This is a genomic window from Arcticibacter svalbardensis MN12-7 (genome assembly GCF_000403135.1).
Taxonomy (GTDB): Bacteria; Bacteroidota; Bacteroidia; order Sphingobacteriales; family Sphingobacteriaceae; genus Arcticibacter; species Arcticibacter svalbardensis.
Genome location: NZ_AQPN01000047.1, coordinates 18425 through 41676, shown reverse-complemented (window position 1 = coordinate 41676; position 23252 = coordinate 18425). Strand labels below are relative to the sequence as shown.

Annotated in this window: 22 protein-coding genes; 12 read left to right on the top strand and 10 right to left on the bottom strand. The window is 38.3% G+C overall.

Features of this window, described 5'->3' with window-relative positions:
• Positions 1-224, top strand: a 224-nt coding sequence (locus tag ADIARSV_RS05900; protein WP_040299245.1) for a murein L,D-transpeptidase catalytic domain-containing protein, incomplete at its 5' end; no start/stop codon positions are given.
• A gap of 8 nt (positions 225-232) precedes the next feature.
• Here the strand turns inward: ADIARSV_RS05900 and namA are convergent.
• A complete protein-coding gene (gene namA / locus ADIARSV_RS05895; RefSeq protein WP_083936531.1) occupies positions 233-1300 on the bottom strand; it encodes an NADPH dehydrogenase NamA in 1068 nt (355 codons plus the stop codon).
• Between the two features lie 128 nt (positions 1301-1428).
• On the opposite strand from namA, the gene ADIARSV_RS05890 reads away from it, so the two are divergent.
• On the top strand, positions 1429-2436 hold the full coding sequence (locus ADIARSV_RS05890) for an LLM class flavin-dependent oxidoreductase (protein ID WP_040299254.1): 1008 nt from the start codon (positions 1429-1431) through the stop codon (positions 2434-2436).
• Here the strand turns inward: ADIARSV_RS05890 and ADIARSV_RS05885 are convergent.
• Both ADIARSV_RS05885 and leuS read right to left on the bottom strand, forming a co-directional pair.
• Entirely contained in the window at positions 2433-2927 is a 495-nt protein-coding gene (locus ADIARSV_RS05885; RefSeq protein WP_016194510.1) for a substrate-binding domain-containing protein, read from the bottom strand. The two genes, ADIARSV_RS05890 and ADIARSV_RS05885, sit on opposite strands and share 4 nt — an antisense overlap.
• A 177-nt stretch (positions 2928-3104) precedes the next feature.
• Positions 3105-5900: a leucine--tRNA ligase gene (gene leuS, locus ADIARSV_RS05880; protein WP_016194509.1), complete on the bottom strand. Its 2796-nt coding sequence runs from the start codon at positions 5898-5900 to the stop codon at positions 3105-3107.
• A gap of 112 nt (positions 5901-6012) precedes the next feature.
• On the opposite strand from leuS, the gene ADIARSV_RS05875 reads away from it, so the two are divergent.
• The 6 genes from ADIARSV_RS05875 (at position 6013) to ADIARSV_RS05850 (ending at position 10705) form a co-directional block, all read left to right on the top strand.
• Positions 6013-6891 (top strand): cell division protein FtsX, encoded by an 879-nt coding sequence (locus tag ADIARSV_RS05875; RefSeq protein ID WP_016194508.1) that lies wholly within the window; start codon positions 6013-6015, stop codon positions 6889-6891.
• Positions 6891-7121: a DUF3098 domain-containing protein gene (locus ADIARSV_RS05870; protein WP_016194507.1), complete on the top strand. Its 231-nt coding sequence runs from the start codon at positions 6891-6893 to the stop codon at positions 7119-7121. Before ADIARSV_RS05875 ends, ADIARSV_RS05870 begins: the two co-directional genes overlap by 1 nt.
• A 6-nt stretch (positions 7122-7127) precedes the next feature.
• Positions 7128-7922 (top strand): undecaprenyl-diphosphate phosphatase, encoded by a 795-nt coding sequence (locus tag ADIARSV_RS05865; protein ID WP_016194506.1) that lies wholly within the window; start codon positions 7128-7130, stop codon positions 7920-7922.
• Entirely contained in the window at positions 7922-8650 is a 729-nt protein-coding gene (gene truB / locus ADIARSV_RS05860; RefSeq protein WP_016194505.1) for a tRNA pseudouridine(55) synthase TruB, read from the top strand. Before ADIARSV_RS05865 ends, truB begins: the two co-directional genes overlap by 1 nt.
• Complete coding sequence (locus tag ADIARSV_RS05855; RefSeq protein ID WP_016194504.1) at positions 8637-9569, top strand: bifunctional riboflavin kinase/FAD synthetase; 933 nt, start codon at positions 8637-8639, stop codon at positions 9567-9569. The genes truB and ADIARSV_RS05855 overlap by 14 nt, the downstream gene beginning before the upstream one ends.
• A gap of 101 nt (positions 9570-9670) precedes the next feature.
• The gene (locus tag ADIARSV_RS05850; RefSeq protein ID WP_016194503.1) at positions 9671-10705 is read left to right on the top strand and encodes a DUF2157 domain-containing protein; all 1035 of its coding nucleotides are present in this window, start codon (positions 9671-9673) and stop codon (positions 10703-10705) included.
• A gap of 2 nt (positions 10706-10707) precedes the next feature.
• Here the strand turns inward: ADIARSV_RS05850 and ADIARSV_RS05845 are convergent, their stop codons facing one another.
• Genes ADIARSV_RS05845 through uvrA form a run of 4 tightly spaced genes read right to left on the bottom strand, consistent with a single transcriptional unit; the run spans position 10708 to position 16135 of the window.
• Complete coding sequence (locus ADIARSV_RS05845; protein ID WP_016194502.1) at positions 10708-11124, bottom strand: OsmC family protein; 417 nt, start codon at positions 11122-11124, stop codon at positions 10708-10710.
• A gap of 4 nt (positions 11125-11128) precedes the next feature.
• Positions 11129-12316, bottom strand: a complete 1188-nt coding sequence (locus tag ADIARSV_RS05840; RefSeq protein ID WP_016194501.1) for a trans-sulfuration enzyme family protein — start codon at positions 12314-12316, stop codon at positions 11129-11131.
• The gene (locus ADIARSV_RS05835) at positions 12316-13278 is read right to left on the bottom strand and encodes a sulfite exporter TauE/SafE family protein (protein ID WP_016194500.1); all 963 of its coding nucleotides are present in this window, start codon (positions 13276-13278) and stop codon (positions 12316-12318) included. Before ADIARSV_RS05835 ends, ADIARSV_RS05840 begins: the two co-directional genes overlap by 1 nt.
• 55 nt (positions 13279-13333) lie before the next feature.
• Complete coding sequence (gene uvrA, locus ADIARSV_RS05830; RefSeq protein WP_016194499.1) at positions 13334-16135, bottom strand: excinuclease ABC subunit UvrA; 2802 nt, start codon at positions 16133-16135, stop codon at positions 13334-13336.
• A 329-nt stretch (positions 16136-16464) separates the two neighbouring features.
• Between uvrA and ADIARSV_RS05825 the strand changes: the two genes are divergently transcribed.
• From ADIARSV_RS05825 to recA, 4 genes are all read left to right on the top strand, one after another.
• The gene (locus tag ADIARSV_RS05825; protein ID WP_040299244.1) at positions 16465-17052 is read left to right on the top strand and encodes an RNA polymerase sigma factor; all 588 of its coding nucleotides are present in this window, start codon (positions 16465-16467) and stop codon (positions 17050-17052) included.
• A gap of 79 nt (positions 17053-17131) precedes the next feature.
• Entirely contained in the window at positions 17132-17326 is a 195-nt protein-coding gene (locus ADIARSV_RS05820) for a hypothetical protein (protein ID WP_152439784.1), read from the top strand.
• Positions 17327-17350: 24 nt separating this feature from the next.
• Positions 17351-18016, top strand: coding sequence for an endonuclease III (nth, locus tag ADIARSV_RS05815; protein WP_016194496.1), 666 nt, complete (start codon positions 17351-17353; stop codon positions 18014-18016).
• A 147-nt stretch (positions 18017-18163) separates the two neighbouring features.
• Positions 18164-19162 (top strand): recombinase RecA, encoded by a 999-nt coding sequence (gene recA, locus ADIARSV_RS05810; RefSeq protein ID WP_016194495.1) that lies wholly within the window; start codon positions 18164-18166, stop codon positions 19160-19162.
• Positions 19163-19242: 80 nt separating this feature from the next.
• On the opposite strand, the gene ADIARSV_RS05805 is transcribed toward recA, so the two are convergent.
• The 3 genes from ADIARSV_RS05805 to ADIARSV_RS05795 form a co-directional block, all read right to left on the bottom strand.
• Positions 19243-20130, bottom strand: a complete 888-nt coding sequence (locus ADIARSV_RS05805; protein ID WP_016194494.1) for a FimB/Mfa2 family fimbrial subunit — start codon at positions 20128-20130, stop codon at positions 19243-19245.
• A gap of 211 nt (positions 20131-20341) precedes the next feature.
• A complete protein-coding gene (locus ADIARSV_RS05800) occupies positions 20342-21961 on the bottom strand; it encodes a hypothetical protein (RefSeq protein WP_016194493.1) in 1620 nt (539 codons plus the stop codon).
• 11 nt (positions 21962-21972) lie between these two features.
• Positions 21973-22689, bottom strand: coding sequence for a hypothetical protein (locus tag ADIARSV_RS05795; RefSeq protein ID WP_235048367.1), 717 nt, complete (start codon positions 22687-22689; stop codon positions 21973-21975).
• Positions 22690-23252 lie beyond the last annotated feature (563 nt).

Genomic DNA, 23252 nt, shown 5'->3' with positions numbered 1-23252 from the left:
GTCAGGAGTTTGTTAATCAACATGGCCGTTTAGGACGCAGTTTAGGTTGTCCTGCTTTACCAGAAGCATTGACACCTGCTATTATCAATACGATTAAGAATAGAACAACTCTTTATATTAGTGGCCCTGCATCTACAAACTATGCTTCAGACTATTTAAATGAAGAATCTGCTCTTCATCAGTTTCTTCCGAGTGAAGAGCAGATTCTTGCAGCAGGCGTTTAACCTCTTTTTTACCCTCTTTTTGCCCGCTCATACTGTTCAGGCCACTTAATGGTGTCACCCAGTATTTGGGCTGCATGCATTGGAAAGTAAGGATCCCTTAACATTTCCCTGGCGAGTAAGATAAAATCAGCCTGTCCCTTTTGCAAAATTTCTTCTGCCTGTTCAGGCTTGGTGATAATACCAACAGCGCCGGTTATGATATCTGCCTCTTTTTTTATTTTTTCGGCAAATAACACCTGGTAATTAGGTCCTGTTGGAATAACAGCATCGGGCACATTTCCGCCAGATGAACAGTCGATAACATCAACTCCTTTTTCTTTCAGTATACGGGAGAGCTTGACAGAATCATCCACATTCCAACCACCTTCTACCCAATCTGTAGAGGAGATCCGCACAAATAGGGGGTATTCTTCGGGCCATGCCTGACGAACGCCTTCAACCACTTCAATCAAGAGACGAATTCTATTTTCAAACGATCCTCCATAATTGTCAGTTCTGAAGTTTGACAGCGGAGAGAAAAACTCGTGTAAAAGATATCCATGTGCGGCATGAATTTCCAGCACTTTAAACCCTGCTTTTACGGCACGTTTTGTGGCGGCATGGAAGTCAATAATGATATTTTCAATTCCCGTTGGACTTAATGCATGGGGTAATTCATCGTCTTTTGAGAAAGGAAGAGCTGAGGGACCTACCGTTTTCCAGCCCTGTTCATGTTCAGATAAAAAAGTCCCGCCTTTCCATGGGGCAAGCCGACTTGCTTTTCTGCCGGCATGAGCCAATTGAATTCCTGCTACTGCACCTTGCTCATGAATGAAGTCAGTAATTCGTTTGAGTTGATCAATGTGTTCGTCGGACCAAATACCAAGGTCGCCAGGAGAAATCCGGCCTTCAGGAGATACTGCCGTAGCTTCTGTGATAATCAATCCTGCACCACCTACAGCTCTGCTGCCTAAATGAACGAGGTGCCAATCATTTGCGAAACCATCTTCTGCCGAATATTGACACATGGGCGAGACGACTATCCGATTACGAAAGGTGATCTCTCTTAATTTTATAGATTGAAATAAAAGTGACATGTTTGTTTTATTTTAAGAACAGTGCTAAGGTACATGTGTTTGTTTTATCCTGGTCAAATAGCTGTCAATAGAGTGCCATGATTGTTTTTTTAAGTCAAATTACATTTTATAAAGGAGACATTTGCAGGATGGATCAACCCATAAAGTTAAGTGTACTGGATCAATCGCCAGTTAGGAAAGGCGGTAGCCCATATGAAGCCTTGCAAGAGTCAGTTGCATTAGCCAAACGGGCAGATGAGCTTGGTTATCATCGATACTGGTTATCGGAACATCATAATACAGGAAGCCTGGCGGGATCGTCACCCGAAGTGCTGATTGCTCATCTGGCAGGACAAACTAAAAATATCCGTTTGGGTTCAGGAGGCATTATGCTTCCTAATCATAGCTCCCTTAAAGTAGCTGAAAGTTTCAGAACGTTGGAAACACTATTTCCGGGGAGAATAGATCTGGGGATCGGAAGAGCACCAGGTGGTGACAGGATAACTTCTATGATTTTGAACCCATCCAATTCGTTCAGTGAGGAGGATTTTGTACAGCAGCTTATAGACTTGCAGCATTACCTTGACTTACCGAATGAGTATGAGAAGCAGTATCCTAAAGTGCAGGCCATACCATTGGCCGATACGGCTCCTGATCTTTGGATCCTGAGTTCAAGTGGACAAAGTGGTGTGTTTGCGGCACATTTGGGTATGGGTTTAGCTTTTGCTCATTTCATTAATCCAACGGGTGGACCAGAAGCTGTAGCGCTATATCGGTCGCGCTTTAAGCCCTCTGAAACGTTAAAGGAACCACAGGTATCTGTTGGCGTGTTTGTGCTCTGTGCGGATACAGAAGAAAAAGCGTTGGAATTGCAAAAAGTTATGGATTTCCAGATGCTCAAGATAGAACGTGGAATATCTGAGGGAACGAGTTCTTATGAAGAAATAAAAGACTTCCATTATAATGAAGCTGAAGAACAACGCATTGCCTATAATCGTCAGCGCATGATTTATGGTAATCCAGAGCAGGTAAAAACAAAGTTAACTGCCCTGGCTAATCGTTATCAGGTAAATGAGATTATGGCGGCTACCATAACCTATGATTTTAAAGACAGGATTCACTCTTATGAGTTACTGGCTAAAGAGTTTGGACTTTAAAGTCCAAACTTTACCCAACCCTCACCTTCGTATCCGAAGGTAAATTGCTTAGAGTTTAGTATTTCAGCAATCATTTCTATTGTATCAACTACTCCGTTTTCAGATCCATTGAAGTAACGTGATGCATCTGCGATATACAGATTTCCGCTTTTAATAGCGTCAAGCTCGCTGCAACCGGGAAAATCAAGCAACAGGTTGATCTTTCGTAGTGTTTGTTCAATGGTACATCCCTTTAAGGCTACAATGATATAAGCAGGATTCGATAAAGTTAAATCCGTTTGCACAACTGCAGTACCACCGGCAATTGTGATTAATTCAGGCATCCAGTTCCCTGCTAGTTGTATAGGGTCTAGATCTTCCAGGCAAGCCACTGTTGGCTTTAGTTCAACAAACATTAATTTATGTCTCACTATATCAATACGATCCTGGAGTTCTTCCAATTCAGACTCATTTGATGCAGGTAAATACGACAGGATGTTTTGCTCAGCCATTAGAAATTATTTTTTGCAAAGGTACAAAAAATCAATTCCCTGTACCTTGCTGACCTGAATCTTGCTTTAAATCATCATTGTTAACCCCTATTTTTTTCCTGGGTTGCAGGCTGATAATTGGCTTAACTTAAAAAAAGGCTGCTGACATGAATGAATGATCAGCAGCCTGTATAGCTATTACACTACAATATTTACAATTCTTCCCTTAACCACAATCACCTTTTTAGGGGTTTTGCCGGCTAAGTATTTTTGTACATCAGCATTTTCTAAAACCAACCGTTCTATATCAGCAGGTTCTAATGACAACGGAAACGTGAGGTTCATTCTCATTTTACCATTCACGGAAACCGGATAAGCAAACTCATCCTCTACCAGGTAGGCGGGAACAAATTCAGGGAATTTAGCAAACGAAAGCGTTCCTTCTGCATTGCCCAGTAAGGTCCAAAGCTCTTCCGTAATATGAGGGGCATAAGAAGTTAGCACGACAACAAGGTCCTGCAAGATGCTCCTTTTATTACATTTAAGATCGGTAAGTTCATTTACGCAGATCATAAAGCTGGATACGGAGGTATTGAAGGAGAAACGTTCTACATCATCCTCCACCTTACGGATTATTTTATGCAAGGCCTTGAGCTCCGCTTTGGTAGGTGCTTCATCAGATACCTGAAACTCAAACTGATCATTATGATATAACTTCCAATACTTACGGAGAAACTTAAATACACCTTCTATTCCATTGGTATTCCATGGTTTGCTTTGTTCAAGCGGGCCGAGGAACATTTCATACAGGCGAAGTGTATCTGCTCCGTAGCGCTCTATAATATCATCCGGGTTCACTACATTGAACTTAGACTTAGACATTTTCTCCACCTCAACACCACAACTATATTTACCATTTTCAAGGATAAATTCAGCCGCTCCGTATTCTGCTCTGGATGTTTTAAACTTTTCCAGATCAAGCAGATCGTTCTCCACAATATTCACGTCAACGTGTAAGGCTTTAGTTTTATACTGCTCTATCAGACCATGGGAGACAAAAGTGTCGGTATCTCCACCGTCTTCATTTAATACGCGATAAATAAAGTTAGACCGTCCCTGGATCATACCCTGATTAATCAGTTTTTTAAAGGGTTCTTCCTCGTTTACATAACCAAGATCTTTTAGAAATTTGTTCCAAAAGCGGCTGTATAAAAGATGGCCGGTAGCATGTTCAGAGCCTCCGATATATAAATCGACATCTTTCCAATATTCAATGGCTTGTTTAGGGGCAAAAACAGATTCCTTTCTATCTTCCGGAGAGGCCATATAACGGTACCAATACCAGCTGGATCCTGCCCATCCTGGCATGGTGCTCAGTTCATAGGCATACGTTCCTTTATATTTCCAGTCTGTTGCTCTTCCTAATGGTGGGTCTCCTGCTTCTGTAGGCAGGTATTTATCAATTTCGGGTAATACAAGGGGAAGTTCCGATTCGTCAATTAAATACGGTAATCCGTCTTTAAAATAAACGGGAACCGGCTCTCCCCAATAGCGTTGACGACCAAAAATAGCATCGCGCATCCGGTATTGTACCTTCGCTTTTCCTGCATTCAGTTCCTCGAGCTTTTTAACCAGAACGGGAACTGCTTCAGCATAGGTCAGCCCATTGATAATGCCTGAATTGATATATAAACCTTCCTTGGTAGCATCGGCTTCTTTTTCTATATCTTTTTGTCCGTCTAAGATCTGAATAATAGGCAAACCATATTGCTTGGCAAAAAGCCAGTCACGCTGATCTCCTGAAGGCACAGCCATTACAGCACCGGTTCCATATCCTGCAAGAACATAATCGGCAATCCAAACAGGGATCTTTTCTCCATTCAGTGGATTTAAAGCATAGGTTCCGGTGAATGCGCCAGATACGGTTTTAATATCTGACATGCGGTCTAGTTCCGACTTCTTCTTCGTTTTAGCTATATAATCATCAATATCAGCCTTTTGTGCTGGAGTAGTAAGGGCAGATACGAGCTCATGTTCAGGAGCAATAACTACAAAACTCACTCCATATAGGGTATCTGCACGGGTGGTAAACACTTCAATGATCTCCTCCCGGTTTTCTACGTTAAACTTAATGGATGCTCCGACGCTTTTACCAATCCAGTTGCGCTGCATTTCTTTAAGCGGATCGGGCCAGTCTACTACATCGAGACCTTTCAACAGGCGATCGGCATAAGCGGTGATGCGCATACTCCATTGCCACATTTTCTTCTGCTCTACCGGATAACCGCCGCGTTCGGATAAACCTTCTTTTACCTCATCGTTAGCCAATACGGTACCCATTGCTGCGCACCAGTTAACGGTACTCTCTTTTAGGAAAGTTAAACGGTATTTTAAAAGTTCTTCTTGTTGAGTTTGTTCGGACATATTCGTCCATTCCTCAGCAGTAAACATATTAATATCTTCATCGCAGACTGCAAAAACACCTGCACTTCCTTGTGTTTTGAAATGGTTTATTAGTTTTTCAATAGGTTGCGCTTTATCTAATTTCTTGCAATACCAGGAATTGAACAATTGCATAAAGATCCACTGTGTCCATTTATAATATTCGGGATCACTGGTACGCACTTCTCTGCTCCAGTCAAATGAAAAACCGATCTGATCTAACTGACGACGGTAGGTTGCAATGTTATCTACCGTTGTAATAGCAGGATGTTGGCCGGTTTGAATGGCATACTGTTCGGCAGGAAGTCCAAAAGAATCATATCCCATGGGATGTAATACATTGAACCCATGTAATCTTTTAAACCTGGCATAAATATCAGATGCGATGTAACCAAGCGGGTGGCCTACATGTAGCCCTGCTCCCGAAGGATAAGGAAACATATCCAATACATAATATTTGGGTTTATCAGACGTATTATCTACTTTATAGGTTTGATTTTTTGCCCAGAACTGCTGCCACTTATTTTCAATGTCTCTAAACTGGTAATCCATGTGATTTAAATTCTTTGGATTGCGAAAATAGCAAAATTGGTTTACAGTCGTGCGTGCAATGCTTCCATACTACCAAACTATTTCCTATTTTCGCATATCTTTAAAAAGCATTATGGAAGAATTTGAAAGCAGCGCTTATTCGAAAAAGACAAAGCCTGTATATATATCTACAGTAATCAGCATCGCTTTGGTGTTGTTAATGATTGGTCTTTTGGGACTTATTCTTGTTCATGCCCGCAATTTGTCTAATTACGTCAAAGAGAATATTGTACTGAATATCATTGTAAATGATGGTGCAAAAGAGGTTGATATTCTTGCATTACAGAAGCAACTTGATGTAAATCCGTTTGTTTTAAAAACGCAATACGTCAGCAAAGAACTAGCAGCCAGAAACTTACAGAAGGATTTGGGCGAAGAGTTCGTTCAATTTTTAGGCTATAACCCTTTGTTGTCCTCTATAGATGTTTACATGAAAGCGGATTACGCCAACAATGCAAGTATTGAGAAATTAAGCGGACAACTATCAAAAAATACGCTTGTTAAAGAAGTGATCTATCAGAAGTCGTTAATAGATATGGTAAATCAGAATTTAAAAGTGATTGGCTTCGTTATATTAGCATTTGCTGCAATTTTGATGATTATTGCGGTAGCACTTATTAATAATACCATACGTTTAGTAATTTATTCGCAACGTTTTTTAATCAAAAGCATGCAATTAGTTGGGGCAACAAAAGGATTTATACGAAAACCTTTTATTGGATATGGCCTTTTACATGGGTTTATAGGAGGTTTGATTGCTGTCATTCTGCTTCTTTTAACACTTTATGTGGCGCAGCAACAAATACCGGAGCTCGTTATTTTAACGAACTGGTTTGAGTTTGGCATCGTATTCCTGATCGTTATTGGTGCAGGTATGTTAATATCAACAATGAGTACTTGGTTTGCAGTGAGCAAATATTTGGGTTTAAAAATTTACGATCTTTATAAATAATGGCAAAGAAAACTATACTGGAAACTTCGGAAAACAAACAGGCACAGTTTATTTTCGACAAAAGTAATTACCGTCTGCTTATTTTAAGCATTGTAGTAGTAGCATTTGGCTTTCTACTCATGAGTGGTACTACTGATATTTACGACTTTCGCAAAATAGTTGTAGCCCCTATCGTAGTGATTATCGGTTTTGTAATTGGTTTTTTTGCCATTTTAAAAAAGCGTAAATAAGCATAGATGAAACTTATTGAAGCAATCATCCTGGCTGTCATAGAGGGCCTGACGGAGTTTTTGCCTGTATCATCCACAGGGCACATGATTATAGGTTCTTCCTTAATGGGAATTGAACACGATGAGTTTGTTAAATTATTCACTATTGTGATTCAATTAGGAACAATTTTATCGGTAATCGTACTTTATTTCAAAAGGTTCTTTCAAAGCTTTGACTTTTATTTTAAATTGATTGTGGCTTTTATACCGGCTGTTATTTTCGGCTTATTGCTGAGTGATACGATTGATAAATTGCTTGAAAGTCCAATGACTGTAGCTGTATCTCTGGTAGTGGGAGGTGTGATTTTGTTATTTGCGGACAAATGGTTCAATAACCCTACCATCGATTCATCAAATGACATCAGTTATACTACAGCCTTAAAAATTGGTTTATTCCAATGTCTGGCAATGATTCCGGGAGTTTCCCGTTCAGGCGCAAGCATTGTAGGAGGTATGTCTCAGAAGTTATCACGGAAAGCCGCTGCAGAGTTTTCTTTTTTCCTTGCGGTACCGACCATGTTTGGTGCTACAGCAAAGAAGCTTTATGATTTTTATAAAGGTGGATACCATCTTAGTTCAGATGAAATCAATCTGCTTCTTATTGGAAATATCATAGGGTTTATTGTGGCGATTATCGCCATTAAAAGCTTTATTGGCTTTGTTACCAAACATGGTTTCCGTGCATTTGGGTGGTATAGAATTGTAGTTGGCGGGATTATTGTAATTTTGCTACTCGCAGGTATCGACCTGCAAGTGATGTAATGGATATAATAGAAGAAAAGAAAACGGAATTCCCTGCCTTCAACTTTATTGATGGTGAGTTACTCCTGGTGAACAAACCTTATCGCTGGACCAGCTTTGATGTGGTGAGTAAAATAAGGAATTCCTTAAAACCACTGAAGTTAAAAGTGGGTCATGCAGGTACATTAGATCCATTGGCAACCGGGTTACTCATAATCTGTACCGGAAAACTGACCAAGAAAATTGACGACTATCAGGCACAGGAAAAAGAATATACAGGCACCATGGTGTTGGGTGCTACCACTCCATCTTATGATCTGGAAACAGAAGTAAATGAAACTTTCGATATAAGTGCAATAACAGAATCTGCTATTTACCTGGCCTGTGCGGATTTTATTGGCGAAATAGCTCAATTTCCGCCTGCATTCTCCGCGTTAAGAGTGGATGGAGAAAGGGTTTACCATAAAGCAAGAAGAGGTGAAGCAGTAGAACTAAAAGCAAGGGACATTACCATTACCTCTTTTGAAATTACCCGAATCGAATTGCCTGAATTAGACTTTAAAGTAGTTTGCAGTAAAGGGACCTATATCAGGTCGCTGGTGTATGATTTTGGTAGAAAATTGAATAACGGGGCTTATTTATCCAGACTAAGAAGAACAAGAAGCGGCGATTTTTGTATTGAAAAAGCATTTGAAGTAATGGAGCTTTCCGGACATATCAAAAGCCTGCGGGATAATGAAAGTTTATAGACATATTGATGAGTTTGTTAAGCTTGATAATGCCATTGTTACCATAGGGACATTTGATGGCGTTCATTTAGGACACCGTAAAATTATTTCCCGATTGGTGGAAGAGGCAAAACGTCTGAATGGTCAAAGTGTGATTCTTACATTTTTCCCTCATCCACGAATGATTCTGCATCCTGAAGATCAAAGTCTGAAGCTGATCACTACGATTGATGAGAAGATTCAGCAGATGGAAAAACTGGGTGTAGACCACCTGATCATCACTCCATTTACACGTGATTTTTCTAATCTGTCGCCCGACGAGTATATCCATCAAATCCTGGTTGATAAGATTGGAACAAAAAAAATCATTATTGGTTATGATCATCACTTTGGGAAAGACCGCCAGGGAAACTTTTTAAAACTAGAGGAATGCGCACCGTTATATCATTTCAGTGTAGAAGAGATTACTGAACAGGATATACATGATGTTGCAGTAAGCTCGACAAAAGTAAGACAAGCACTTACAGCAGGTGACGTTAAAACAGCCGAAGAATTTCTGGGATATGCATTTCAGTTAACCGGTCAGGTGATTAAAGGAGATCAAATAGGCAGAACCATTGGTTTTCCAACTGCAAATTTATATGTGGAAGAAACGTATAAATTGATTCCTGCAGATGGAATTTATGCGGTTTTAATCGAATTTCCAGAAGAAGGAACTATACTTCAGGGAATGGGATATATTGGCAACAGGCCTACTATAAATGGCATGAGTCGAAATATAGAAGTAAATATCTTTGACTTTAATAAAGATATCTATGGGAAGAAGATCCGTATTCATTTTTTACACTTTATTCGGGGAGACTTAAAATTTCATTCGCTGCAGAAACTAACGGAGCAAATTAAACAAGATCAAATCACAGCTCTTCAATTATTAAATTAACCCAAACTGCTGGTTATCAAATAAAATCTTCGGTTTACGACACCCAATAAACCTAAGAGGATGCTTACAAAAGATAAAATTACAGGGATATTTTGTTGTATATGAAGAACCTAAATGTGGACAAACAGGAGGCTCAATTTCTTGATGAAACCATCAGCTATTGGGAAAAAGAGGGCCTGATTGATCAGGAGAAAGCAGCCGGGTTACGATCGTCCTATGAAGTTAAACAATTTGATTGGCGCAGACTGGCACAATATTCTTTCTGGATTGCGTTGGCTTGCGGATTGATTGCTGTGGCTTCATTGGTTATTAATGACGCCATTATCAACCTTTTGCAAAGCCTTTACAATACGCCTGATGTATTAATCAGCGCAATAGCAGCAGGGATAGCCGTATGGATGTATTACTACGGTCAAAGGCAAAAAAGAAAATATCCAGAACGATTGTTTAGCAATGAAGCCACTTTATTTTCAGGTGTACTTTTTACAGCCATTAGCATTGCGTTTTTAGGAAAAGCACTGGACAATGGTTCGGGCCATTTTTCTACTTTATTTTTACTCTCCGTTTTTATATATGGGATTCTTGCCTGGAAGTTTCAATCGAAGCTGATCTGGGCCTTTGCACTGATTTCATTAGGAAGCTGGTTTGGAACGGAAACCGGGTATCAGACTAATTGGAGCAACTATTTCCTGGGACTTAATTATCCGCTCCGCTTTGTGGTTTTTGGTGCGGTGCTTACTGCTGTAGGGCTAATACTCGAAAAACTAAAAAAGCTGGAGGGTTTTAATACACTGACGTATATAATGGGCTTGTTCTATTTTTTCATCTCCATATGGATCCTCTCGATCTTTGGGAATCTGGGGACTATTGAAGATTGGTTAAAAACCAGTCAGATATCACTGGTGTATTGGGGAATATTATCATCAGGTGCAGCACTTTTGGTTATGCTGTATGGATTAAAGCAGAAAGATGAAATAGCCCGTGAATTTGGGATCACCTTTCTGCTGATTAATATCTATACCCGATATTTTGAATATATGTGGGACCGAACTGATAAAGCTATATTCTTTGGCATATTAGCCGTATCGTTTTGGCTTATCGGACGTAAGGCCGAAAAAATATGGAACGTAAAATAAGGTTATTCGATATTGATCGTATAGCTGATTTTCACTCCACCTGCTGCCAGCATATCGTGCACTGAACAGTATTTTTTCACTGCTAGTTCTGCTGCTTTCTCTGCTTTTGCAGGATCTATATTACCTTTCAGGTTGAATGTCATACGGATAGCGGTAAATACCGCCGGTACAGCATCTGTACGGTCAGCTTCCACTGATATAGAGATATCCTGAATATCCTGACGTTGCTTTTTTAATATAGAGATGAGATCTAAAGAACTGCAAGAGCCTAAGGCCATTAAAACTAATTCCATCGGACGGACGCCTAATCCCTGACCACCAATTTCGGGTGATCCATCAATATGAACTTTTACAGTAGATGAAGGTGCCGATGCTTCGAAATGCACGGCATCATTTACCCGGTTTATTTCTATCTTCATTGTGTTATTTTGAACGCTCTAAAGCTTGTTTTACATCATTAAGAATATCGTCTACATCTTCTAGTCCTACGGAAATACGAATAGAGCCGGGGTAAATACCTATGGCTTGTCTTTCCTGCTCGGTTAATTTAGAATGAGTGGTAGAGGCCGGATGTGTACCTATTGTACGGGAATCGCCAAGATTTGAAGTAATCAGGATCATTTCCAGTGCATCAAGGAATTTCTTAGCACGTTCAAAACCTCCTTTAACGATAAAGGTCACGACTCCTCCGCCTTGCTTCATCTGCCGTTTTGCTAATTCGTATTGCGGATGTGAGGGTAAATGTGGATACCGTACTACTTCAATTTCTTCGTGAACATCCAGTAACTCTGCCAGTTTAAGTGCTGAACTGCAATGCCTATCCATACGAATAGGTAATGTTTCGAGACTTTTTGAAAAGATCCAGGCGTTGAATGCAGACATGGCAGGACCTGTATGCCTGATGAAAAACATAAGTTCTTTAATGAGATCGGCTCTTCCAGCAACTAATCCGCCAAGAACACGACCTTGTCCATCCATATATTTGGTAGCAGAATGAGATACAAGATCAATACCATACTTCAGCGGCTTTTGCAGGTAGGGTGTGGCAAAGCAATTATCAACGTTTAGGATAATATGGGGATATTTCTTCTTAAGTCCTCCGAGCCATTCCAGATCAACTAGTTCAAGTCCGGGATTAGAAGGAGTTTCCAAAAAGATCATTTTGGTTTCGGGACGTATTGCGGCTTCCCATGTTTCAGGTTCCAAAGCATCCACATACGAACTGGTAATTCCCCAACGAGGTAAGAGTTGCGTCAGTAACTGATGCGTAGACCCAAAAATAGAGCGGCATGCGAGCACATGGTCGCCACTTCTAAGTAATCCGGCAAGGGATGCAAAAACAGCAGCCATCCCTGATGAAAAGGCTAAACCAGCTTCTGCCCCTTCGAGCATACATACTTTGTCAATAAATTCGGTGGTATTCGGATTGGAGTAGCGGGAATAAATGATTCCTTCTTCTTCATCAGCGAATACTGCTCTTCCTTGTTCTGCATCATCAAATACAAAGCTAGATGTAAGATATAAAGGAACAGAATGTTCTCTGTTTTGGCTACGTTCAGCCTGGATACGAATTAATTTAGATTGTTCGTTCATTTCAAATTTGTCGATCATTAAAATAAGATTCTGATTAAATCGCTCAGAAATCCAACAATACTTTTAAGTGAAGCCAATATAACGATTATTCCAACAGCTACCATAATGGTCTTGGCTGATATTCGGTTGGCCACTCGGGCAGCAATAGGGGAGGCAATAGCACTTCCTAAAACTAATCCTCCAATGGCTTCCCAATGAAGTCCATTTAACATAGTTACAAACGTAAGTGAGCTCATAAAGGCAATAAAAAAGCGGGAGAACTTTACGGCACCGAGGGAGAAACGGGCATTGCGACCTCCTGCAATGAGTGTTGACAGCACAATTGAGCCCCAGCCTCCTCCACCTACAGCATCAATAAAACCGCCAAAGAGGCCAAGTGTCCGGATACTTTTAATCTTTTTAGGTTTTGCGTCCTTATTATTTTTACGGGAAATAGTAAATGATTTTTTCAGAATTACGATCCCCAATATTAATGTATAGAGCGATATAAAGGGTTTGGTATAATGACTGTAATGTTCCAGAGAGGAGAGCAAATAAGCCCCTGTTACAGAACCGATTATACCAGGGACAACGAGCAATCTGAATAACTTCATATTGACATTACCCATTTTGTAATGCATTACGCCTGCGATCCCATTACTTAGAATTTCAGATAAATGCACAGCAGTACTTGCAGATGCGGGAGGAATGCCCATAGCCATACTAAAGGTTGTTGAAGTAACCCCATAAGACATCCCTATTGCTCCATCAATCATGGCAAAGATGAATCCTGCCAGTAAAAAATAATAGAAAGTAACCGGAATTTCTTCGAAGCTGGCCTTAAAAGCAGGTACATAATGCCATAGTAAGAAGAAACTAATTGTTATGATAGGAAGTGAAAACAGCCAGTATAACCACTTTAAAGAGGTATTTTCTTTAGGAGGACTATCCAGTGTATTTAATTCGTCGGCAAAATCCTCCTCTTCTGTCTGTAAGTTCATTTATGAATGTATCAAATAAGAAAATGCAAATATACCAATACTCTATCAAATCTATCTATTTTAAAACACCTTTTAAAAAGGCTCCGGTATAGGATTCTTTTACCTGTGATAAATCTTCGGGTGTGCCCTCAAATACGAGGTTGCCTCCCCTGTCTCCTCCCTCGGGACCGATATCGATGACCCAATCGGCACATTTAATCACATCCACATTATGTTCAATGACAAGGATGGTATTTCCCTGGTCTAAAAGCGCATTGAACGACTTTAAAAGTTTTTTGATATCATGAAAATGAAGACCTGTAGTAGGTTCATCAAATACAAAGAGTGTACTACTTCTATTGTTTCCTTTGATAAGAAATGAGGCCAGTTTGATTCGTTGCGCTTCACCACCGGATAACGTGTTGGAAGACTGACCCAGATGAACATAGCCAAGACCCACATCCATTAGCGGTTGTAGTTTGGCAGCGATTTTAGGTTCATCTTTGAAGAATTCCAAAGCCTCTTCAATGGTTAGAGCAAGAATGTCTGAGATATTCTTCTCCTTGTATTCAATATCAAGGATGTCCTGTTTGAAACGTTTACCCTGACAGGCTTCACAAGGCAAAAAGATATCAGCCATAAACTGCATTTCTATTTTAACCTCACCTTCACCCTGACAAACATCACAACGTCCACCTTCCACATTGAAGGAAAAAGCAGAAGGTTTTAGACCTGTAGCTTTAGCTGCAGACTGAGAGGCAAACAGATTGCGTATATCATCGTAGGCTTTAACATAAGTCACTGGATTTGAACGGGAAGAACGTCCAATTGGATTTTGATCTACGAGTTCGACATGTTCTATTTTATCGAAACTACCCTCTAGAGAATCATAGGCCCCTGTTTGTTCACCAGAATAATTTCCGATGACTTTTTGTAGTGCAGGTTGAAGAATTCGTTTAACGAGAGAGGTTTTACCTGATCCGGATACACCTGTTACACAGGTAAACACATTTAAAGGAAATTTAACATCAATACCTTTCAGGTTATTTTCACGGGCTCCTTTAATTTCAATAAAGTCTGTCCATTTCCTTCTGCTGGTGGGTACTTCTATTTTCTCTTTACCGCTTAGATATTTTCCGGTAAGGCTATTTTCGTCTTTAAGTATTTGTTGATAATTGCCTGCGAATACCAGGTTTCCTCCATGCGTTCCAGCTTCGGGACCTATATCGATAAGGTAATCGGCAGCCTTCATCATTTCTTCTTCGTGTTCGACTACGAGCACGGTGTTTCCAACATCCCTTAATGACTTAAGCACACCAATAAGGCGATGCGTATCTCTGGGGTGAAGTCCTATGCTGGGTTCATCCAACACATAAACAGAACCAACAAGAGAGCTTCCTAAAGAGGTGGCCAAATTTATACGTTGAGATTCGCCTCCTGATAATGTATTGGACAAGCGATTGAGTGTAAGATAACCTAAGCCTACTTCATTTAAAAAGCTAATGCGACTTGTTATTTCGGCAAGTAACCGTTTTGCGATTGTTGCTTCATTGCCTTCAAGATGCAGCATATTAAAAAACACAAGGGCTTCATCCAGGGGAATTAATACCAGGTCAGTGATCGACCTGTCGGCGACTTTAACGTAGGTTGCATCTTTCCGAAGCCGGCTTCCCTTACATTCAGGACAGTTTGTTTTTCCTCTGTAACGGGAAAGCATCACGCGGTATTGTATTTTATAAGACTGCGATTCTAACTCTTTAAAAAAGTCATTCAGACCTTGAAAATACTTATTGCCTTTCCAGATTAAATCGCGCTCTTGATCAGTAAGCTGATTGAAGGAGCGATGAACAGGAAAATCAAACTTTAACGCATTTTTAAGAAAGGTTTGTAACCAGGTACCCATCTTCTCTCCTCTCCATGGAGCTATAGCGCCGTCGTAAATGGACTTTCCTTTATCGGGAATAACAAGATCTTCATCAATTCCTATTACTTTTCCAAATCCTTCACAACGTTTACAAGCTCCATAAGGGTTATTAAAGCTAAAAAAATTGGGTGTAGGTTCTTCAAATCGGATCCCATCTAATTCAAAACGATCGCAAAAGAAGTGAAGCACATCCTGATGCTCAACAAAACAATCACCCTTACCTTCAAAAAATGCAGTTTGAATGGAATCGCCCAAGCGACTCAATGTTTCCTCTTCCTGGTTGACGGTTATGCGGTCAATGACAATCTTTACCAGATCGCTATCGTTTAGCTTTTCATTTTTAACAGTAGGATCTGCTAGTATATCTTCGATTTTGAAAAGTGCATTATCTTTAAATACCCGCACAAAACCTTTTTGTAGTAATACAGCAAGTTCTTCTTTTAGCGTACGGTTATTATGGGGATGGAGGGGACATAAAATGGTAATCTGGTCACCTTCAGGCAGCTTTGTAATAAAATCTATGACAGTGGTTACCGAATCACGTTTAACTTCCTGACCGGAAACAGGCGAGATCGTTTTACCAACTCTGGAAAACAGCAGTTTTAGGTAGTCGTAAATCTCCGTTGAAGTACCCACTGTAGACCTTGGATTACTTGAAATAACCTTTTGCTCGATGGCTATCGCAGGGGCAATTCCTTTGATATAATCTACATCGGGCTTATTCATTCGTCCCATAAATTGACGCGCATAGGAAGAAAGGCTTTCAACATATCGGCGTTGACCTTCAGCATAAAGTGTATCAAATGCCAGGGAAGACTTACCGGAACCTGATAGTCCCGTAATTACCACTAATTTATTTTTAGGAATATTAACGTCTATATTCTTTAAGTTATGTACCCGGGCACCCTTAATTATTATGTTATTTTTAGGGTCCTGTTCTGATTCAATATTCATGAAACCGATTATCGTTTAAAACACAAAGGTAAGGCTTAATAATTCAACGTTAAATCAGGAATTTAACATAAATTAACACTTTAATTAAAACCGGGTATGAATTATGTGCGTATATTTATAAAATAACTAATCGTTAAGCTGATTACATAGAAGCATGTAATTATTAAACTAGTTTGTTACATTATTATTGTTATTATTCGAATAATATTTATTTATATTTGACATTAATAAGGTTGAGAAGCATTTAAACACACATAAACAAAGATAATTTGGTAATACTCTACTCTACTATTTAGTATTTATTTAAATCAAAATTAAGAGGGAGTCCTATGAAGCTTCAAGAGAAAAGTGACCAAGAACTGATACATTTGTATATAGAAGGTCAAGAGACGGGTTTGGAAGAATTAGTGAGCAGACACAAATCCAAAATTTACACATCTATTTATATGCTGGTTAAGGACCAGTATTTGGCTGAAGATATTTTTCAAGATACCTTTATCAAGGTAATTAATACACTTAAAACTGGTAAATACAACGAAGAAGGTAAGTTTCTGCCTTGGGTGTTGAGAATTGCCCATAACCTGGTAATAGATTATTTTCGTAAAGAAAAGCGTACCCCGGTTATTACAAACGGCGATGGTTTCGATATATTTGACGTATTAGGATTCTATGATGAGAGCATTGAGGATCAAATGGTGAGAGAGCAAACTCATCAGGATTTACGTAAAATGATACAGCTTTTACCTTCGGAACAAAAAGAGGTCTTAATTATGCGCCATTATGGCGATATGAGTTTTAAAGAGATTGCAGATATCACCAATGTGAGCATTAATACGGCTTTAGGACGCATGCGCTATGCTTTGAACAATCTTAGAAAAATGTTTGAAACTAAGGAAATGAGCATTAAATTGCTCTAATCAAAATAAAGTTTTAATTCCTTAAAATAATACATCAATCCAAACCGTTAGTTTACAATAATAACTAATGGTTTGGCTTATGATACAATTTTCTACCCTTTCATCCGGCTTATATGCAGCCGAGGACTTCAAAAACGAAGTGTCTGAAACTTTTAATGAAACAGACCTATTCTTCTATCAGATGATTAAAAAAAATCTAAACAAAGAACTGAAGGAACCTTCTCCTGAATCAATCCTTTTCATAAAAGCTTATTCATTAACATTAAGAGCTTAAATCAGTATTTTCTTATTTTTGTACATGCTGAAAAAAGATCGGTTCAAAGCGTTTGTTGAATATTTTTCATCACATCAACCTGACGCTAAGACAGAACTTCATTATTCAAATTCATACGAGCTGCTTGTAGCGGTTATTTTATCAGCACAATGCACAGATAAGCGGATCAATTTGATAACACCTGCTCTATTTGAGCGGTTTCCAGATGCTTATGCACTTGCGATATCTACAGCTGATGAGATATACAACTATATCAGAACAGTCAGTTATCCTAATAATAAGGCTAAACACTTACTCGGTATGGCCAAAATGCTTGTTTCTGATTTTAGAGGAGTGATTCCATCGGATATAGTAGAACTCCAAAAGCTTCCTGGAGTAGGACGAAAAACAGCTAATGTGATAGCCTCTGTTGTTTATGCCACGCCTGCAATTGCTGTCGACACGCATGTATTTAGAGTAGCGAATCGATTAGGTCTTACTAATAAGGCCACTACTCCTCTTGCTGTTGAAAAACAATTAGTTCAGTTTTTACCTAAATATACATTAGCTATTGCTCATCATTGGCTCATTTTACATGGTAGATATATTTGTATAGCCAGAAATCCAAAATGTGGCATCTGTCCACTGACATCTTTTTGTAAGTATTACGAGCAAAAAAATCGCATTCAACAAAAAATCGCAGCATTGTAATTAATTACACGTTATGTGAATTCATTTACAGATACTTGTATGACCATTACATGATCTAAACAGTTATCCGTTAATGATAACTTATTGATAATATTTTTAGCATTAAAATATTTTATTATCTTTGATACACTATATAAAACTAAATAAATGAGCAACGTAGATAAGTTGAAGGCACTTCAGTTAACCCTTGATAAACTTGAGAAGTCTTATGGAAAAGGCACGATAATGAAATTGGGGGACAAAGCGGTTGAATCAGTTGAAACCATATCAACTGGTTCAATTGGATTGGACATTGCTTTAGGCATTGGAGGACTTCCTAAAGGCCGTGTTATTGAAATATATGGTCCAGAATCATCAGGTAAAACAACGTTAGCAATACATGCAATAGCTGAAAGTCAAAAAAAGGGTGGCATTGCAGCTTTTATTGATGCTGAGCATGCATTTGATAAATTTTACGCCCAGAAACTAGGTGTAGATGTAGAGAATTTATTGATATCTCAACCGGACAATGGCGAGCAAGCATTAGAAATAGCCGATAACCTAATACGTTCAGGTGCTATTGATATTATCGTCATTGATTCTGTAGCTGCTTTGGTTCCTAAAGCAGAGATAGAAGGTGAAATGGGTGAGTCAAAAATGGGATTACAGGCCCGGTTAATGTCGCAGGCTTTAAGAAAACTAACTGGTACCATCTCCAAAACAGGATGTTGTTGCATTTTCATCAATCAGCTACGTGAAAAGATTGGTGTGATGTTTGGAAATCCAGAAACAACAACAGGTGGCAATGCCCTTAAGTTTTATGCTTCAATACGTTTAGATGTGCGACGTATTTCTCAAATTAAAGATTCTGATGAAGTATCTGGAAACAGGACAAAAGTTAAAATCGTAAAAAACAAAGTTGCTCCCCCTTTCCGTATTGCGGAATTTGATATCATGTTTGGATTAGGTATTTCAAAAATAGGGGAAATAATAGATCTAGGAGTTGAATATGAAATTATCAAAAAGTCTGGATCTTGGTTTAGCTACAAAGACACCAAATTAGGACAAGGAAGAGATGCTGTTAAACAGTTATTAACAGATAATGTTGAGTTAGCTGACGAACTTGAAGCACTAATTAGAGAAGCTGTATCTGGTGTTACCGCTTAATTAAAAATAAAAATTCTGTATTAGTATAATTTCATGCAGTATGACATGTTGTTACTAATACAGAATTTTTTTTTAAGATATTAATAAAGCTGAAATGGGATCGAAATTGTATCTACTTGCCATTCATCATTAAGATCCAGCCCAATACCCACTGCCATCAGATCCGTCAAATTTGCACTTATAGACCTCATCTTGTTTCTTTCCATTTTTATGCTACCAATAGTTTTACTTTTAATGACACCCCCGGCAGCATCCAATGTACTTATTTGTATGGAAAGAAGCTGTTGATCATTCATGATATATTTCCCTATACTAAAATTAGACCGATTCGCGGTGGTCACATCTTTAATAACGGTTGACTTTTCTATTATATTTAAATCAACAACTTCAGTGGCACACCAAAAATAAGGGGCCTCATTAATAACAGAAAATGAAATTTTCGATACAGTACTAGCAATTGCAGATGTGCTTTTTAATTCCAGGTAACTCACAGGCCTTTTCAAAAATAACTTTTGAATCAAACCTTCGGAGGTAACAGTAATATCACTTTTAATAAAAAAAATATCACCGCTCGCTGAGATAGCTTTAAACTTTGTAACGGAAAGTGTAAGTGGAGCATTTGAAATTAAAATTTCTCCAGTACTCGCAGTTACAACAATTGTGTACTTTCCAACTTTAAGCTGATCAGAAAAGACACCGAAATTAGGAGACGCTCTTAACTGTTCTACTTGATGTAAAAATTTACCTGTCTCATCAAAAACTGAAAAATATAAAACGCCTAGTTTATTTAGCGCTGTATCGGCAGTAGAAGAAGTTATTGTCCCTGGGCTACCCATATCTTTGAAAGGACTCACATCAAGAGCCACTTGAACCTGTACAGGATAAAGAATATCAGGCTTATCAATATTACTTTTATTACATGCAAAGAGAAAAAAAACCATACTGGTTAGAAGCAATATATTTTTCATAATTATTAAAATTGGTTGAACAAATCTTAACATATGAAACCGAAAAGTAAATTTATTTCTTATTAAATGACGAAGATCATTATTTAGCGTAACCTAAGGTAAATGTAATACCATACTTATAATTCCTAAACCGTATTACTATCTGATTAATTATGAACAAAAAAGGGGGCACACCATTAGTATACCCCCTTTTTGAATTAATTATATAGTTTTATTGACCTATTGAAGCACAAGCTTGTTTCAACATATCAAGATTATTTACTGAATCATATTGTCCAAGATTCTCTCCTACACCATCACCTACAGTTGTAGAATTGTTAGCAACTATTGCCTTATCACCTACAGTTTTAGGTGTACTTTCCCAAATACCTCTAAAGTCATATCTTTTTGTTACATCTAAACTAGTAGTTGAAATGTAACCTTTTACAACTTCACCCAAAGGAAGGAAAGATGCGTTCGATCCTGTCAAGCGATAATACAACTGGAATGTTGGCAAAGCGGATACTGTAACCGTTTGACCGGGACACCTAACAAACAACTGCATAGTTACTATCGGTTGCTGCGCAACAGAGGTTAATGTAGCGGAAATCACTGAACCACAGTTAACAGTTACAGAGCCATTAAAAAGGACTGCTCCTGTAGAAGAATGTGTAATAATTAAGGTTGAAGTTCCAGTAGGCACAACCGGTAGAGGAATTAGTGTGTTAGTACTCGAAACATTCAATATCTGATCCTGAATGACCTGATTCTGAGCATTCATAAATTTAATATTTAATGGATAGGATACTCCTTGAGTCATCCAGGTAGCATTCAGCTGAAGGCTGGAGCTTGAACAAGCACCCTCAACATACCCTGCTATATAAGCGGTTAAGTGATTTATTGGATAAGTGACAGCTAATTTGCCATTATTGTGACTAATAACAGAAGCTGTTCTTTCAAACTTAAAAATACCAGTTGTAACTTCATAACTGAATATTTCTAAAAGATCACCAACCTTTACTATGGCACCTGTTTTAGGATTAATGTAAGATGGATTAATATCCTGAATCATCATTACATCTTTACTAAAGCCTTTAACTTCGAGGTCATTAACATAAAATTCTATATCAGTTATAGCAGCTGGCACAAATGTACCTGATATAGTTTGACCTGCAGCATTCACAATAGCTTCACTTGTCAAACTTCCACCAGGAAAGAGAGCAATACCAGCTTGGGTACTAGGATCCAAATTAACCAAAACTGAAGTAAATCTATCACCAGACAATACTTGTCCTGCCGCATTTAAAAACTGAGTCCCGGTATAAATGTTCATAGTAGATACCAAAGACGACGTTGTTGTATTTGTACTAATTGTAACATCCTGTGTAGCAAGAGTAGCTACACTAAACGATGGTTTATTTACCGATGCTCCAGAAGGCGGATTATTTATATTAAGGATTTTAATAGGTTTTAACTGATATCCCTGGCCGGCAGTAATAGTAAATGGAATATTTACATTCAGAATTGCATCCCCACTAACTTTTACATTGAATTCTAATGGGGAACCACTTGTAGGATCCTTATGAGGATCGATACCCATGTAAATATAGCCATCCTGAACAGTAAAGCTTTTATTCCCTGCTGGTGTATAAACCGCACCTGCATCCGGACCTGCAATCTCTATCACAAGATTTGAGGGTAGAGCATTTCCTGCCGCATCATCTACTTTGATCGCAGTCGTGTAATTGAAAACATTAGGAGTGATTATAATTCTTATATCATCCGCCGGATTTTTACAAGCAGTAAAAACACTTATAAAAGTCATTATTGATAGGTAAAATATTTTTTTCATAACAAAAGGTATTAATAATTATAAGCGAATTTAATTTCGAACTTAGGAAGCCACTTGTAATCTTTAAGATTTCTTCTTAGAATAGGTTCATTAACCTCAGGATTTGAAGAAAGCCAATTTGTTGCTGTCATTTTAACATCCGGATCTCCAATATAATAAGCACCTAAGTTAACTCCCATATTAAAATCTCCAGCTAATACAAGATTATGCCAACCTAAACCTGCGTAAGGAGCCCAGCCTTTCCAGTCTACAGTAGTGTTTAAAACGCCAACCTCTTCTGGTGAAAATGCAATATCACCAACATAGTAAGGTTCGTTTAACATAACTTTGGCATTACCACCACCTTTAAAAAAGTAAGCCCCACCTGCGCTTAAAGCAAATTTACGAAACAAGACTCCGGCGTTTGGAAAGGGTTGCCAATCAATAAAACCACTGAAGTTCATAAACTCAACCTTAAAATCAGCCTTATAATCAAAGTTACTGTTGAATTTCTTTACAACATCACCTTTATAAGGAAGCAAGGTTGTGGACAACCTTAGATTAAATCGGGTGGATAAAGGTGTACCAACCTCTACTCCGACTCCTTGAGTACCCACAGTAAATCCTACTGAGTTTGTAAATGCGGGATGACCAAGTGTCCCATCTGGCAGCCATTCCTGTTGAGCGTAAGTTGCAGTGCTAGCCAGCATTCCGCAGCTTGTCAAAACCATTAAGAGCGTTGATTTCATATAATTTATTTTAAAGTTTGAAGATGTATGGAATTTCAATACAATAATAATGTGTAAGAAATCGTACAAATATATGATATAAAGCACGTTATAACAAGTAATATATCACAAAATATCATGTTTTATTGCACATGTGAAATTTCTAGTGATTATTTATCTATTCAATATTTAAACGCTTGTGGGCCCACTTTACTAAAAGTATAGAATCAAGGTATACTTTTTCACATTAGTAGATTTAGTTTCCTTTTGAAAAAAAATACCACCCCAAAACATTTTCATTAAGATCACATAAAATAACTAAAAAACTTACTCTAATTTGCCAATTTGCTCTATCAGGATATATCCTTAAGGAAAAGTAGTTGATAAAACATATCTGTTATTTATTGTTAATGGGATAGAGCATTAAATTTTCATCAGTTTGCAACATTATATGTACGTGAAACAGATATAACAATACCTGCTATTTCCTGCGAAGTAATAAAATTAACATCCACTCTCAGGGCATAAAAATCCAATCCAATAATTCGGGATATTTATAATTGAAAACATTCAGACTATAAGGT